Below are 14,600 nucleotides of genomic sequence, written 5' to 3' on the forward strand. Positions count from 1 at the left end.
CGGTCAGCGACGCGGGCGGGCTCGTTCGTCGTCATCGTCCTCGTCGTCCTCGTCGTCCTCGTCGTCCCCGTCGGGTTCGTCCTCGTCCTCGTCGTATTCGCCGTCGTCCGCGTCCTCGTCGTCCTCGTCCTCGTCCTCGTCCTCGTCGTCCTCGTCCTCGTCGTCGTACTCCTCGTCCGACCCCTCGTCCTCGTCCTCCAGCGCCTCTTCGTGGCTCCGGACGACCTCGCCGTCGCGGATCTCGCCGCGCCAGCCCTCCACCTCCACGTCGCCCAGGAGGGTGACGTGCCGGGCGAAGTGCTTCAGGTCCAGCCGCAGCCGGCGTCCCTGGGCGCGCCAGAGGTTGCCGGTCTTCTCGAAGAAGCCCGCCGGGTAGTACTCGACGACCACGACGACACGGGTCAGCCGGGGTGCCAGCTCGTGGAAGCTGACCACACCGCGGGTGCTGCCCTTGGCCCCCTCGGAGGTCCAGGCGATCCGCTCGTCGGGTACCTGCTCCTCGACGGTCGCCTTCCAGCTCCGGCTCGACGGTCCCACCTTGACGTTCCAGTCGGACGTGACCTCGTCGGAGGTGCTGACGCTGCGCACGCCCTTGGTGAAGGAGCTGAAGTCCTGGAGCTGGGTCCACTGGTCGTAGACGGTGCGCAGGGGAACGCCGATGTCGACGGTCTCCATGATGTGCGTCGCCTTCACGCTGCCCGCGGAGCCGCCCCGCCGTTTTCCGGAGCCACTCCCGCCCGAGCCCGAGTCCGAGCCGCTGTTCGCGGAATCGGTCAGGCGGTCGGTCAGACCGCCGATCCCCTTGCCCGCCCTGCCCACGAGGCTGCGTCCGGCGGCCGAGAGGTAGCCGCCGAGGGCGTCCTTCACGTCGCCCAGGGGGGATGCGCCGTCCCCCGGTCCGGCGGGGCTCATCCGCGCCCACCTCCCCGTGCCTTCCGCGACGGCGCGGCCTTCCGGGCGGCGGTCTTCTTCGCGGCCGTCTTCTTCGCCGGTGGCTTCCCGGCGGGCGCGGCCTTGCGCGGGGGAGCCTTCCGCGCCGTCTTCCTCGGTGGCGCGGGGGCGGGCTCCTGGTCCTCCTCCCACTCCTCGTCGTCGAAGTAGCCGGCCTCGTCCATCGCGTCGTCTGAGTCGTCGTACCCGTCGGAGTCGTCGTACGCGGTGTCCTCGTCGTCCCGCCGGCCGCCGCCGTCGAGGGCGTCGGTGCGGTCGCGGAGGCTGTCCGCGAGGCCGGTGAGCCGGCGGTTCGCCGCGGCCGTGACGGCCGTGCGCCCGGCGGTCAGCAGCTCGCCGCGCACCTGGTCCGACAGTTCCTGGAGCTGCGGTGTCAGCTGGAGCCTGCCCAGTCCCTGGGAGAGCACCTGGGCCGGGGACAGCCCGAGGCGCCGCCCCGCCAGGTAGGAACCGACCACGAGGGCCAGTTTGGCCTTCTTCGAGCGGCCGAGGAGGTATCCGCCCGCCATGGCCGCCGCCAGGGCCGCCTTGCTGTCGCTCATGGGTGCCTTCCGTGCGCTGGATGCGTGATGGTGGTGCGGCCCGTGGGCCGGGCCGGGCGGTCGAGGAGGGCGAGCAGGCGCTCCTCCTCGCGTTCGAAGGCCGCCTCGTCGATCGCGCCCTCGTCGAGCGCCCGGTTGAGCGCGGCCAGACGGGCCTGCACGGCACGCGGATCGTGGAGCTGACGCCGGGCTTCCTGGAGCAGGTGGTCCGCGATCCACGCCGTGCCCCGCACCGGGGCCAGGGGCAGCAGGAGGAGGCCGCTCACGATGCCCACCGCGTCACCGCCCGGCCGGCGCGGGGGACGGGTCGACGAAGCTGTAGCAGGGCAGGGGGCCGGTCACGCTGAGGGCGATGCGGTCCCCGCGCTCACGGGCGCACGCGTCCACCGCCTGCCGGAACCGGTCCTCGTCGGCGGAGCGCAGCAGGAACGACGCGCTCAGCACCTGGTCGTCGCCGGTCGGGCCGCCCACGGTGCGCACGGCGAGCGGGGTCAGCCGGTCCAGTACCTCTTGGGCCGCGCGCCGCGCCTCGCGGCGGACGGCCCGGGCGAGCGCCTCGCCGAGCCGGACGTTGGCCTCGTAGTCGGGGCGGCGCCGGGTCCGCAGGGCCAGGGCCCGCAGCTTCTCGTCCCGGCGCACCAGCTCGGCGAAACTACCGGGCACGACCGCGCCCTTGACGTTGAGCTCGACGCACCCCCGGACGCCGTCGAGCTGCCGTTCCAGACGGCCGGCGTCGGAGCGGAGCTGGGAGAGCAGGACGTCCACCCGGGGGCTGAGGACCGCGAACCGCATGGGCAGCAGGGGCCCCTGCGCGGCCAGTTCGTCCAGCACCGCCTGATGGGCCATCAGGTCGCGGCGCCGGGGCCGGAGCCGGGCGGGCGTGTCCGAGACCGCCGCGCTCAGGCCGGACTCGGTGAGCAGCCGCACCGGGGCGCCGCCGACCCCCGGGGAGCGGGGCGTGCGGACCCCGGCGGGGGCGATGCCGTAGACGTAGAGTGCGGCACCGGACTCCGCGACGGCGTCGGCGGTGGTGCTGGGGGCTGTCGCGGACACGGTCATTCCTCCTCCGTTCCCGTGTGCCGGCGCGGGCGGCTGCGCGGGCGGTCGTCGTCACCGCGGGGACGCCCGGCCGTACGGCTCCGGGGCCGCTGGGCCCGCTCCTCGCGCTCGCGGGCGGGGGAGCCGGTGCGCCGCCGGGGGAGGGGCTCCTCCTCTTCCTCCTCCGCGGCCGGCTCCGGTTCCTCGGGCGCGAGCATGTCCCGCACCCGGTCGGTCAGCGAACGCGTCCCGCGTCTGGCGGCCGCACGGCCCACGGTCTTGGCGACCGGCCCGCCGAACAGCTCGGGCACGGTCTTGGACCGCACGTCGTGCTCCAGGTCCAGGCGGTTGCAGGCCTCGGCGAACCGCAGATAGGTGTCGACGCTCGCGACCACGATGCGCGCGTCCACCTTGAGGATCTCGATGCCGACCAGGGAGACGCGCACGAAGACGTCGATCACCATGCCGCGGTCGAGGATGAGTTCCAGGACGTCGTAGAGCGTTCCGGCGCGGGGCGCGCAGACGATCTCGTCGTCATAGGTGATCATGCGGTCGTCCTTCCGGGGGCGGGGCCGGCGGCCCGGGTCACTGGTCCTGGGCACCGCGCCGGTAGCGGGCGATCCGGCGGTACTGCAGCAGACCGCCCGCTTCGTCCAGCTCGACCTCGTAGGTGGCGAGCAGGCTGGTGGTGTCCGGGATGCGCGCCACCTCCAGCACGTCCACGTTGACGATCCACCCGTCGTCCTCGCTGCGGCACACCGCGGAGACCCCCTCGACGCGGTGCCGGATCAGCTCGGACAGGGCGTCCGCCGCGCGTCGGGCGGCCTCCCGGGCGTCCCGCACGGCACGCTCGCGCGTGGTCGTGGACGTCGTGCCGCGGCGTCGCTCGCCAGGTTCTGTCATGGAGCCCACTCTGGCCGCGCGTCCCGGTCCGCGCGCCCCCTGTTACCCCATCCGGGCGCGGGCCGGCGCCCCGCTCACCGCGAGGGGGGCGGAGATGCGCCGGGCGGCGGGCTCAGGCGCCGGGCGTCGCGGTGGTCCGGCGCCGGCAGTGCAGGAAGAGGTGCGGTTCGGGCCCGGCGTCCGGGTGGGCCGGGGTGAACAGCAGCTCCTCCCGCTCAAGGACCTCCAGACCCGCGCCCTCGGCCACGGCGACGAAGTCCGGCGCGGTGAAGCTGGTCACGCGCACGGGCTGCCCCATGAAGGTGGCGTCGACGCCCTCCACGTCCAGCGGAACGGTCGCGAGGACCAGGTGTCCCGCCGGGGCCAGCGTCCGCGCGAGGCGCCGGACGACGTCCGTCTGCTCCCGCCGGTCCAGCTGGAGCAGGGCGAAGTACACGCAGACCGCGTCGTACGAGCCGTCGGTCAGCGGGACGTCGCGGATGTCGGCGCACCGGAAGGAGGCCTCCGGCACCTGCCGGGACGCCAGCTCCACCATGACCGGGGAGACGTCGACGCCGTCGACCCGGTGACCGGCGTCCGCGAGGGTCCGGGCCGTGGGCCGTCCGGTCCCGCTGCCGACGTCCAGCACCCGGCTGCCCGGCGCGAGCCGCCCGAGCAGCCACTCCAGGGAGCGACGGTGCGCCGGCGCCCCGGCGAACGCCTTCTCGTAGTCGGCGCCCAGCGCGTCGAACACGGCGGCGGCCGGGGGTCGTTGCTGTCCGTCGGCCACGGGGGTACCTCCGGTGGGGTGAGCCGGTGCCGGGATCATCGTTCCACCGCGGCGCAGCCACCGGCAAGGGGCCCGCCGGCCGTCCCGCGCCGTCAGCGGGCGGCCCGGCCGGTGCCACCGCGTGCCCGCTCACCGCCTCAGTGCAGCGCCTGGTACACCGACGCCGTGGTGAAGCCGTACACGACGTGCGGCACGATGTCCGACACCCAGGACGTGCGGTCCCACTGCTTCGGGTCGGTCACGCCGAGCGCCGCGGCCGGTACGTCGCTGCCCACCATGGCTGCGGCGCCGAGCAGCGGTCCGGCCAGCCAGTCCGGCAGCGGCCCGCGGTGGCGGCACAGCAGCCCGTAGGCCGCCCCGACCCCGAGGCCGGTGGCGTAGCCGAGCAGGGCACCGACGGCCTGTTCGCGGTTCGGCTTCGTCTCCTCGTCGCCGAGCACCAGCCCGACCCGGTCGGCGACCCGGTCCGCGACCTCGGCGGGCATGTCGCTGGACCCCCGGCCGCGCAGCAGCATGTCGCCGTACGTGGTGAGGTTCAGCGCGACGGTCCCCGCCGCGCCGGCGACCAGGCCCTTGATCAGTGACTGCATACCGGAACTCCCTCGGTACGGGCGCGCTGGCGCACGACGGTCACGACGGCCCCCGGGTTCCCCTCTCGTGGCGGCCTAACAGAGGCCCCCCGTGGGCTCGCGCCGCGGCCCGCGCGCCGCACCCGGCTGTCGCCGGCCCCGCCGCCCTGTCCCCGGCCGCCCCGTCCTCGGCCGCCGAGAGGAGGACCCCGTGAGCGAGTCCGCCCCGGACCCCGCGAGCGGGCGTCTCGTGACCGACGACAGCGCCCTGCTCGACGTGGACCGCCCGCGCAGGACGTACCCCCTGCCCGGACGCGCCGGCTCACCGCCGCCGACGACGTGTCGTTCTCCGTGGATCTCCCGGGCGCGGGCCGGCCGGGCCCGCTCGCGGCGCGGTGTCCCCGGTGTGCTTGGCCGGGGGTCGGGAAGAGGCCGCGGTCCCGCTGGACCGGGTCGGGCTCGGGGACGGGAGGGCGGCGCACGGCCCCGGCAGACGTCCGGCGGCCGGCGGCGGTCGCGAGCGCCCGGGTGCTCGCCATGCGGGCCCACCCGCCGTGTGCCGGCCGGACCCGACCACACCCGGCTGCTGCCGGCCTCCGTGCCCCGCGAGGGCCGGGATCCGCGGTGGGCGCTTCCCGCGCCCGTGAGGTGAGGGATTCCTGAGAATCCACGGGGCGGTTGAACACCGGCGCCCCCGGCTCCGTATGGAGCCGGGGGCATCGCATGCCCGGGACCGCCACGACGCACGACACAGGAGCACGCCTTGGGACACAACAGGCGCAGACGCCCGACCGGGGCGCGGCGCGCGACCTTCTCCGCGGTCGCGCTGATACTGGGCGGCGGTGGCCTCGTCGCCGTCAACGTGTTCGCCTCGGCGACCGAGTCGGCGAACAGCCCCGTTCCCCTGGGCAGTTCCGGCGTCGCGGCCACGGTCGACTGCCCCGACCTGAGCGAGCGGCTGACGACGGTCCCCGAACCGGCCAGACCCGGCGTCGACGCCGAACTCGCCCGACTGGACGAGCAGATCGCCACGGCCTACCGCCAACTCCAGGAAGCCGCAGGCGCCGCCGACGACGGCACGGTCGACGAGGGCGCGATCCTCGACCCGTTGGAGCAGCAGCGGACCGAGACCATCGCCCGCATCGTCACGGCCGTCGACGGCGCGGGGGACCGGCCCGAGGGGCTGGAGGCCCTCGCGGCGTGCACCCTGCGACGCACCGCGGTCGCGACCCAGGGCACGCCGAGCGGCAGCCCGGACGGGCAGCAGCAGGACGGGAGCGGCGACGGCGAACAGGCCGGCGAAGAGCAGGAACAGGGACAGGGACAGGGACAGCAGCAGGAACAGGAACAGGAACAGGGCAACGGCGGCCAGGCCGGCAACGGCCCCGTCGCCGCGGACTACGCCGACATCACCACGGTGCAGCCCAACGCCGTGAAGCCGCGCCAGGACGAGGACGCCTCGCGCGGCACCTTCACCACCAGCTGCGGCGTCAACGCCGAGGGACTGTTCAACTCCGACAACGTGATCGCCGCCCCCGGCGTCGGCAACGGCGCCCACCACTTCCACGACTACGTCGGCAACCAGGGCAACACCGCCTTCGCCTCCGACGACGACCTGGCCGCCGCCGGCACCAGCTGCGCGGACCAGGGCGACAAGTCGTCCTACTACTGGCCGGTGCTGCGCCTGCAGAACGGCACCACGGAGAAGGACGCCCAGTCGCCCGGCGGCGGCATCGAGGGCAACGCCGGCGAGATCGTCACGCCGGCCGAGGTGACGCTGACGTTCGCCGGCAACGAGCGCGGCAAGGTCACGGACATGCCGAGGCTGCTGCGCATCATCACCGGCGACGCCAAGGCGTTCGTCAACGGGGACACCAACGCCAACGCCTCCTGGAGCTGCACCGGCTTCGAGGACCGGAGCCTGGAGGACAAGTACCCGCTCTGCCCGGCCGGCAGCGACGTGGTGCGCACCTTCACCTTCCAGAGCTGCTGGGACGGCCGCAACACCGACAGCGCCAACCACCGTACCCACGTGGCGTTCGCCGCCGCCGACGGGAGCTGCCCGGACGGCTTCCAGCCCATCCCGCGGCTGGTGCAGCGCATCGTCTACGACGTGGACGCTCCCAGCCTCGGCGACGGCGGCAGGACGACGCCGCTGTTCGCCGTGGACTCCTTCCCCGAGCAGTTGCACAAGCCGGTCACGGACCACAGCGACTTCATCAACGTCTTCGACGAGGACCTGATGCGCGAGATGGTCGACTGCATCAACAGCGGCCGCTCCTGCGGCCCGGACACGCCCGCCGAGCCCGGCCCCGCCGAGAGCGAGGCTCCGCAGGAGCAGCCGACCCAGGCCCCGGAGAACCCGCAGACCCCCCAGACCCCTGAGCCTTCCATGACCCCCGAGGTCTCCGCCGCCCCCGACGACGGCAACGGTCAGGAGGCGCCGCGGCAGCCGGGCGACGGCGGCGCACGGACCGACGCACCCCCGGCCGCAGGCGACGGCAGCGCGTCGGCACCGGCCGGCGCCGGGCAGCACGGGAAGCAGACCGACCCCGCGAACCCGGACCGGCCCGAGGCCTCCCGCACCGCCGCCGAACCCCGGGCCGCCACGACGCCCGCCACCACACCGGCCGGGACGGCGGGCGCCGCGAACGGCGACACGGCCGCGCCCGAGCGGACGCGCGGCACGGACGGCGGCAGCGGCGCCGCCGAGGCCGCCGGCTCCGCGAGCGAGCCGCAGGGCGCCCGGGGCGGCCTCGCCGAGACGGGCTCGGGCCTCGGGCTGTGGCCCGCGGCGGCCGGAGGCGTCCTCTTCGCCGCCGGATGCCTGCTGCTGCTCCGCACCCGGCGGCGCACCCGGTGACACCGGTGACGGCGCCGTTCGGTCCCGACGCCGGCCGGGACCGAACGGCGTCGGCGGCGTGGACCCGCCACGGCGTCGATACGATGGCGTACCGGCAGGTAGACAGCGGTGCGAGGGAGTACGGGCGTGACGGATCACCGGCGTCCCCGGCGGCGGGGGCAGGGCGAACTGGAGGCCCTGGTGCTCGCGGTGCTGCGCGAGGCGGACGGCCCGGTGACGGCCGGCCGGGTGCAGGAGCGCCTCGGCGGGGACCTCGCCTACACGACGGTGGTCACGATCCTGACCCGGCTGCTGGACAAGGGTGCGGTGAGCCGGGAGCGCGCCGGCCGCTCCTTCGTCTGGACGCCCGTCGACCCGGCGGGGCTGGCCGCCCGCAGGATGCGCGGGGTGCTGGACGCGGAGAGCGACCGCGAGGCGGTACTGGCGAGCTTCGTGACCGGCCTCGACCCGGCCGACGAACGCCTGCTGCGCGAACTGCTGGACGACGCGGCACGGGCCGAAGGAGAAGACTGACGCCTCATGGGGGTCTTCGTCTTCCTGCCGCTCGTCCTGCCGCTGACCGCGTGGCCGATCGCACGCCTGGCCGAACAGCATCTGCATCCGCGGACCGCGACCCGGCTGCTCACCGCCGTGGCCGCGGTGATGGCGCTGTGCAGCACGGTGTGCCTCGCCCTGCTGATGGTCGTCGGCACCGCACAGCTCCCCGGCAATCCGCTGCCCGACGGCTGGTCGGACCCTCAGGTGCGGGCCGCGCTGCCCCACGACGAGGTCGCCGGCAAGGCGGCGATCCCGGCGCTGTGCGCGGTGGTCGCGACCGCGTCCCGGACCCTGTGGCGCCACGGCCGGGTGCGCCGCCGCGCCCACCGCGCGCTGGCCGGACTGCGGGGCACCTCCGTGGCCGTGCTGCCGGACGAGGTCCCCTACGCGTACGCCCTGCCCGGCGGGCGAAGGGACCGGGTGGTGGTGACCACGGCCCTGCTGGAGTGCCTCGGACCGGCCGAGCGGCGGGCGTTGTTCGCCCATGAGCGGGCCCACCTCGCCGCCCGGCACCACCGGTTCCTGCTCGCCGTCCGGCTCGCCGCGCTGGCCAACCCCTTCCTGCGGCCGCTGCGTACGGCCGTCGCCTACACGGCGGAGCGCTGGGCCGACGAGGAGGCCGCGCGGACGGTCGGCGACCGCCGCGCGGTGGCGACCGCCATCGGGAAGGCCGCCCTCGTCTCCCGCGGCACCCCGGTCGCCACGCTGGCCGGCCTCGCGGCACCCGGGCCGGTGCCCCGCCGGGTGGCGGCCCTGCTCGGCCCGGCCCCAACGATCCGCACCTGGCCCTCCGTGTTCACCTCGGTGGGGCTGGCGGTGTGGGGCGCGGCGGCCGGTACGGCCGTCTCGGCGATGTCGTCCGCGAACGCGGCGGTGACCATGTTCCTCGTCCTGCGCGCCGCGACGCCCCTCTGACCGAGGCGCCCGCGCCCGGCCCGTCAGTCCGTCAGCCCGGCGGCGAGCGCGGCCCCCAGCTCCCAGCAGGCCTCCAGGTCGGCCTTGGCGGGCTCACCCGCGACCGTCACCGCCGGGGCTGCGCGCTGCCAGCCGAGACCGGTCGTCACCGACTCGATGCCGCGCACCGCGCCGGTGGTGTCGCTGCCGCCGTGCACGTAGTAGCCGAAGGGCCGGCCCCGCGTCTCGTCCAGGCACGGGTAGTAGACCTGGTCGAAGAAGTGCTTCAGGGCGCCGGACATGTAGCCCAGGTTGGCCGGGGTGCCCAGCAGGTAGCCGTCGGCCTCCAGCACGTCGACGGCCGTGGCCGCGAGGGCCGCCCGCCGGACGACCCGGACACCCTCGATCTCCGGTGCGGTCGCTCCGGACACGACGGCCTCGAGCATCGCCTGGCAGTTCGGCGACGGGGTGTGATGCACGATCAGCAAGGTGGTCACACCCCGAAGCCTGCCCTCCGCCACCCTCCGGCCGCAACAGACACCGGGCGGCGGCTCACACCTCGGGAGCCGCCGTCTCCGTCAGGGTGCCGTCGGCCAGCCGCAGCCACCGGCCGACCCCGGTCTCCTGGAGGAACCGCTCGTCGTGGCTGACCACCACGAAGGCTCCCCGGTAGGAGTTCAGGGCGCTCCGCAACTGTTCCGCGCTGACCAGGTCGAGGTTGTTGGTCGGCTCGTCCAGGAGCAGCAGATGCGGGGCGGGTTGCGCGCACAGGACGCAGGCGAGGGTGGCCCGCAGCCGCTCGCCGCCGGACAGCACGCCCACGGGCAGATGGGCGCGGGTCCCCCGGAAGAGGAAGCGGGCGAGCAGGTTCATCCGCTCGGCCTCGGGCCGGCCGGGCGCGTACGCGGCGAAGTTCTCGGCGACCGTGCGGTCCTCGTCCAGCAGATCGAGCCGCTGCGAGAGATACGCGACGCGCCCGTCGGCCCGCCGGACCGTGCCCTCCCCGGGCTCGAGGTCGCCGTTCAGCAGGCGCAGCAGCGTGCTCTTGCCGGCGCCGTTGGGGCCGGTCAGAGCGATTCGTTCGGGGCCCCGGACGGACAGGTCGACGCCCCGGCCGGCGAACACGTCCCGGTCGCCGAGCCGGACCCGCAACCCCTCCCCGTGGAAGAGGGTGCGGCCGGCGGGTACGTCGGTGTCCGGCAGGTCGATGACGATGCGCTGGTCGTCGCGGAGCGCGCGCCCCGCCTCGTCCAGCCGGGCCCTGGCCTCGCCGACCCGGTTCGCGTGGGTCTGGCCCGCCCGGCCCGCGGACTCCTGTGCGCCCCGCTTCATGGTGCCCGCGAAGATCTTCGGCAGACCGGCGTTCTTGAGGTTGCGGGCGGCGTTGCTCGCGCGGCGCTCGGCCCGTTCCCGGGCCTGCTGCATCTCCCGCTTCTCCCGCTTCAGTTCCTGCTCGGCGTTGCGGACGTTCTTCTCGGCGGCCTCCTGCTCGGCCCGCACCGCCTCCTCGTACGCGGTGAAGTCGCCTCCGTGGAAGCGCAGTTCACCGCGGTCCAGTTCGGCGATGCGTTCCATGCGGTCGAGCAGGGCGCGGTCGTGGCTGACCAGCAGCAGACAGCCCTTGTAGTCCGACAGCACGTCGTAGAGCTTGTGCCGTGCGTCCAGGTCGAGGTTGTTGGTGGGCTCGTCGAGCAGCAGCACGTCGGGCCGCTTCAGCAACTGTGCGGCGAGCCCGAGGGAGACGATCTGGCCGCCGCTGAGCGTGCCGAGGCTTCGGTCCAGGGTGAGGTCGCCCAGGCCGAGGCGGTCGAGCTGCGCACGGGTGCGTTCCTCGATGTCCCAGTCGTCGCCGATGGCGGTGAAGTGCTCCTCGGCCACGTCGCCGGACTCGACGGCGTCGATGGCGCGGATCACGCCGTCGACGCCCAGCACCCGCGCCACCGTGAGATCACCGCTCAGGGGGAGCGTCTGCGGCAGATAGCCGACGCTGCCGGCGGTGGACACGGACCCGGCGCCGGGCCGCAGTTCCCCGGCGATCAGACGGAGCAAGGTGCTCTTGCCGGAGCCGTTGGGCGCCACCAGGCCGGTGCGGCCGGGGCCCACGGTGAACGACAGGTCCTCGAAGACGGGGGTGTCGTCGGGCCAGGAGAAGGAGAGGTTCGAGCAGACGACGGCGGCGTCGGACATGGGTGACCTCGCTGAAAGAGGGGCGGGGGAGTGGACACGCCCGCCCGGGCAGACAGGGGAGAAGGGAACGACGAGAGAGACCACTGAGGCGGCGCTCCTGTGTGCCTGCCCGTGGCCTTCAGCGCGGGGTATCACCCGCAGATGTCGTCGTCACCCACCATGTCCGGGACCTCTCGATACGCGATCAACGTCTCCACCAGCGTAACAGCCGGCTCCGCGCACGGGGCGGCCCGCGCACACGACGGAGCCGCCCGCCCGGGTGGGCGAGCCGGCTCCGTCGTGCGGTGCCTGCCGGGAGATCAGCCGACGGGCGCGGCCGGACCCTTGCGGGCCGGTGCCGCGGCGGCCTCGCCGGACTCCTCGGCGAGACGCTCCATACCGCTGGTGGTCTTGAGCGGCTTCTCCTTCAGGAACACGACGGCCACCAGCGCCAGCAGCGCGAACGGCGTGGCGACCAGGAACAGGTCCGCCGTGGCGACGCCGTAGGCGTGCTCGACGATCTCCCGCATCGGGGCGGGCAGCGTGGACATGTCCGGCACACTGCTCTCGCCCGAGCCCTCACCGGCCGGCACGGTGAGGCCGGCCTTCCTGAGCCCCTCGGTCATCTCGCTGGTGACCCGGTTGGCGAGGATCGCGCCGAGGACGCTGGTGCCGATGGTGCCGCCCATGCTCCGGAAGAAGGACAGCACGGAGGTCGCGGCGCCCAGCTCGGCGGCGGGCACGTCGTTCTGCGCGGCGAGCACCAGGTTCTGCATCAGCATGCCGACGCCGATGCCGAGGACCGCCATGTAGAGGCTCAGCAGACCGAAGGGGGTCTCGGCGTCGATGGTGGACAGCAGCGCGAGGCCGGCGGCCATGACGACCGCGCCCGCCACCAGGTACCGCTTCCACCTGCCCGTGCGGCTGATCACCTGGCCGGCGACGGTGGACGACACCAGCAGACCGAGGATCATGGGCAGGCTCATCAGACCGGCGACCGTCGGCGACTTGCCCAGGGAGACCTGGAAGTACTGGGAGAGGAAGACCGTCCCGCCGAACATGGCGACGCCGACCAGGAGGCTGGCGACGGTCGTGAGCGTCACCGTGCGGTTGCGGAAGATGCCGAGCGGGATGACGGGCTCGGCCGTACGGGCCTCCACGAGGACCGCGGCGGCCAGCAGGAGCACGCCGCCGCCCGCGAGGGCGCCGGTCTGCCAGGAGGCCCAGTCGAACTCGTTGCCGGCCAGCGACACCCAGATGAGCAGCGCGCAGACGCCGGCGACGATCAGGAACGCGCCGAGCCAGTCGATCCGCACCTCGCGGCGCGTGGTCGGCAGCCGCAGCGTGCGCTGGAGCAGCGCGATGGCGAGCAGCGCGAACGGCACGCCGATGAAGAAGCACCAGCGCCAGCCCAGCCACGAGGTGTCCACCAGCACACCGCCGACCAGTGGTCCGGCCACGGTACCCACGGCGAACACCGCGCCGAAGATGCCGGCGTACTTGCCCAGCTGGCGCGGCGGGATGACGGAGGCCATCACGACCTGCGCGAGGGCCGTCAGACCGCCCGCGCCGATGCCCTGCACCACGCGGCTGAAGATCAGCAGGCCGACGCCGTGGGAGGAGCCCGCCAGCAGCGAGCCGACGACGAACATGCACAGCGAGAGCTGGAGCAGCAGCTTCTTGTTGAAGAGGTCGGACAGCTTGCCCCACAGGGGCACCGTCGCCGTCATGGCCAGCAGTTCCGCCGTGACGACCCAGGTGTAGGAGGACTGGCTGGCACCCAGGTCGGCGATGATCGTGGGCAGCGCGTTCGAGACGACGGTGCCGGCCAGGATCGCGACGAACATGCCGGCCATCAGCCCGGACATGGCCTGGAGTATCTGCCGGTGGGTCATGGAGGTGGGAGGCGCGTCGTCGGGCGCCTGAGGTGCGGTCACGGCAACTCTTTCACGTGATGGTGGGGTGGGGGTCGCGATGGTTGTGCGCGGCGGTCACGCGGGAGGCGCCGGAAGACCGGCGGCGAGGAGGGTGAACACCTCGTGGAAAACGTCCACGAAGGCGGCCTCCTGCTGGTGGGCCGACCAGTGGTCCACGCTGGTCCGCACCGCGGCGCTCGCCACCGCGGCCAGCAGCCGCGGGTAGAGACCGGGGTCCGTGGGCCGCTCCCCGTCGCCGGAGGTCCCGTGCAGCCGGACGGCGATGGCATCGGCCAGGTCGGCCTCCGCCGCCATGTGCGCCCCGACGCCGCGCGCCAGGAGGTGCGGGGAGGCGTGCAGCACCTCGGCGTGCAGACGCCACAGCTCGTGCTGCTGCTCCGCCTCGGCGAGTTCCGCGGCCATGGCCTCGCGCAGGGCCTCCAGCGGGGAGAGGCCGGCCGGTGCGCCGAGCACGGCGCGCCGTATCCGCGCGCCCGCGTCCGCGTCGATGACGACGAAGGCGTCCTCGCGCGTGTCGAAGTAGTTGAAGAAGGTCCGCACGGACACCCCGGCCGCGGCGCTGATCGCCTCGACGGTGACCTTGTCCGCCCCGTGCTCGGCCGCGAGCCGTACCGCCGCCTCGGCGAGGGCGGCGCGCGTGGCCCGCTTCTTCCGCTCCCGCAGACCGCCCGTGGCGGGACTCTTCTCCGACATAATTTGCATGGTATGCAAAGATGCATGCCCTGCAAAATTCCTCCCTCGCGGTACCATACCCGCAGGGGTATCTGAAGGAGGACGCGTGGAACTCGACATGTCGGCCGAGGAGCTGAAGTCGGCACTCAACCGGCTGCGGCGCGCCCAGGGCCAGCTGGCCGGAGTCATCCGGATGATCGAGGAGGGGCGCGACTGCGAGGACGTGATCACCCAGCTCGCCGCCGTCTCCCGCGCCCTGGACCGGGCCGGCTTCTCGATCATCGCCACGGGGCTTCAGCAGTGCATGACCAGTGACGACCCCGAGGTCCGCGACTCAGCGCAGATGCGCGCCCGCCTGGAGAAGCTCTTCTTGTCCCTGGCCTGACCTTTCCGTACAACTCCGGGGTGCCACCGAGAAGTTGGGGTACACGCCGCACCAGCACGGCCGCCACCGGAGTCGGCGCCGATGACGGCCGTGCAGCCCGCACGTACGTGGCTGCGGGCGAAGCCGACTGTGGGGGAGACGCCCCGCAACGCCGGGCCGCGAAACGCACGCGCCCCACCCCGCCGCCGGCCACGGCAAACGCCGGACCACATGACGCACCCACCCCGTCGGCACCCCCCGCTCAGGATCCGACGTGACCCGAACGGCCCTGTCGGGTACCCGCTCCCTCCCCACAGGGTTGGGATGTGCAGGAGCACCACCGCCGCACCACCCCGCGTCGTCCGCCCGCCCGACCGCTGTCCCGACACGGAAAG

Annotated in this window: 16 protein-coding genes; 4 read left to right on the forward strand and 12 right to left on the reverse strand. The window is 74.1% G+C overall.

Annotated features, from left to right (window positions below; all coding sequences use genetic code 11):
• Positions 1 to 3: 3 nt before the first annotated feature.
• From AB0E77_RS10340 to AB0E77_RS10375, 8 genes are all read right to left on the reverse strand, one after another.
• Positions 4 to 912 carry an SRPBCC family protein gene (locus AB0E77_RS10340; RefSeq protein ID WP_361568343.1) on the reverse strand — a complete coding sequence of 303 codons (909 nt, stop codon included), beginning with the start codon at positions 910 to 912 and terminating at the stop codon, positions 4 to 6.
• Positions 909 to 1,493, reverse strand: a complete 585-nt coding sequence (locus AB0E77_RS10345; protein WP_361568346.1) for a hypothetical protein — start codon at positions 1,491 to 1,493, stop codon at positions 909 to 911. Before AB0E77_RS10345 ends, AB0E77_RS10340 begins: the two co-directional genes overlap by 4 nt.
• Entirely contained in the window at positions 1,490 to 1,768 is a 279-nt protein-coding gene (locus AB0E77_RS10350) for a gas vesicle protein GvpG (RefSeq protein ID WP_361568349.1), read from the reverse strand. The genes AB0E77_RS10345 and AB0E77_RS10350 overlap by 4 nt, the downstream gene beginning before the upstream one ends.
• Positions 1,769 to 1,772: 4 nt before the next feature.
• Positions 1,773 to 2,552 carry a GvpL/GvpF family gas vesicle protein gene (locus AB0E77_RS10355; RefSeq protein ID WP_361568352.1) on the reverse strand — a complete coding sequence of 260 codons (780 nt, stop codon included), beginning with the start codon at positions 2,550 to 2,552 and terminating at the stop codon, positions 1,773 to 1,775.
• Complete coding sequence (gvpJ, locus tag AB0E77_RS10360; protein WP_361568355.1) at positions 2,549 to 3,079, reverse strand: gas vesicle protein GvpJ; 531 nt, start codon at positions 3,077 to 3,079, stop codon at positions 2,549 to 2,551. Before gvpJ ends, AB0E77_RS10355 begins: the two co-directional genes overlap by 4 nt.
• A gap of 37 nt (positions 3,080 to 3,116) precedes the next feature.
• Positions 3,117 to 3,434 carry a gas vesicle protein gene (locus AB0E77_RS10365; protein WP_361568357.1) on the reverse strand — a complete coding sequence of 106 codons (318 nt, stop codon included), beginning with the start codon at positions 3,432 to 3,434 and terminating at the stop codon, positions 3,117 to 3,119.
• A 112-nt stretch (positions 3,435 to 3,546) separates the two neighbouring features.
• Positions 3,547 to 4,203 (reverse strand): class I SAM-dependent methyltransferase, encoded by a 657-nt coding sequence (locus AB0E77_RS10370; RefSeq protein WP_361568360.1) that lies wholly within the window; start codon positions 4,201 to 4,203, stop codon positions 3,547 to 3,549.
• Between the two features lie 137 nt (positions 4,204 to 4,340).
• Positions 4,341 to 4,793 (reverse strand): hypothetical protein, encoded by a 453-nt coding sequence (locus tag AB0E77_RS10375; RefSeq protein ID WP_361568363.1) that lies wholly within the window; start codon positions 4,791 to 4,793, stop codon positions 4,341 to 4,343.
• Positions 4,794 to 5,535: 742 nt separating this feature from the next.
• Here AB0E77_RS10375 and AB0E77_RS10380 point away from each other — a divergent pair.
• The 3 genes from AB0E77_RS10380 to AB0E77_RS10390 all read left to right on the forward strand — a co-directional run bounded on the left by AB0E77_RS10380 (position 5,536) and on the right by AB0E77_RS10390 (position 9,087).
• On the forward strand, positions 5,536 to 7,635 hold the full coding sequence (locus tag AB0E77_RS10380) for a DUF1996 domain-containing protein (protein ID WP_361568365.1): 2,100 nt from the start codon (positions 5,536 to 5,538) through the stop codon (positions 7,633 to 7,635).
• A 126-nt stretch (positions 7,636 to 7,761) separates the two neighbouring features.
• A complete protein-coding gene (locus tag AB0E77_RS10385) occupies positions 7,762 to 8,148 on the forward strand; it encodes a BlaI/MecI/CopY family transcriptional regulator (protein WP_361568368.1) in 387 nt (128 codons plus the stop codon).
• Positions 8,149 to 8,154: 6 nt separating this feature from the next.
• Positions 8,155 to 9,087 carry a M56 family metallopeptidase gene (locus AB0E77_RS10390; RefSeq protein ID WP_361568371.1) on the forward strand — a complete coding sequence of 311 codons (933 nt, stop codon included), beginning with the start codon at positions 8,155 to 8,157 and terminating at the stop codon, positions 9,085 to 9,087.
• A 23-nt stretch (positions 9,088 to 9,110) separates the two neighbouring features.
• Here the strand turns inward: AB0E77_RS10390 and AB0E77_RS10395 are convergent, their stop codons facing one another.
• The 4 genes from AB0E77_RS10395 to AB0E77_RS10410 all read right to left on the reverse strand — a co-directional run bounded on the left by AB0E77_RS10395 (position 9,111) and on the right by AB0E77_RS10410 (position 13,871).
• A complete protein-coding gene (locus AB0E77_RS10395) occupies positions 9,111 to 9,563 on the reverse strand; it encodes an NAD(P)H-dependent oxidoreductase (RefSeq protein WP_361568374.1) in 453 nt (150 codons plus the stop codon).
• Between the two features lie 55 nt (positions 9,564 to 9,618).
• On the reverse strand, positions 9,619 to 11,253 hold the full coding sequence (abc-f, locus tag AB0E77_RS10400) for a ribosomal protection-like ABC-F family protein (protein ID WP_361568377.1): 1,635 nt from the start codon (positions 11,251 to 11,253) through the stop codon (positions 9,619 to 9,621).
• 299 nt (positions 11,254 to 11,552) lie between these two features.
• Positions 11,553 to 13,127, reverse strand: coding sequence for an MDR family MFS transporter (locus AB0E77_RS10405; RefSeq protein WP_361568842.1), 1,575 nt, complete (start codon positions 13,125 to 13,127; stop codon positions 11,553 to 11,555).
• Between the two features lie 96 nt (positions 13,128 to 13,223).
• On the reverse strand, positions 13,224 to 13,871 hold the full coding sequence (locus AB0E77_RS10410) for a TetR family transcriptional regulator (protein ID WP_361568380.1): 648 nt from the start codon (positions 13,869 to 13,871) through the stop codon (positions 13,224 to 13,226).
• A 76-nt stretch (positions 13,872 to 13,947) separates the two neighbouring features.
• Between AB0E77_RS10410 and AB0E77_RS10415 the strand changes: the two genes are divergently transcribed.
• Positions 13,948 to 14,226, forward strand: coding sequence for a metal-sensitive transcriptional regulator (locus AB0E77_RS10415; protein WP_361568383.1), 279 nt, complete (start codon positions 13,948 to 13,950; stop codon positions 14,224 to 14,226).
• The last annotated feature ends 374 nt before the right edge of the window (positions 14,227 to 14,600 follow it).

The organism is Streptomyces sp. NPDC032940, from assembly GCF_040636935.1.
In the GTDB taxonomy this organism is placed as follows: Bacteria; Actinomycetota; Actinomycetes; order Streptomycetales; family Streptomycetaceae; genus Streptomyces.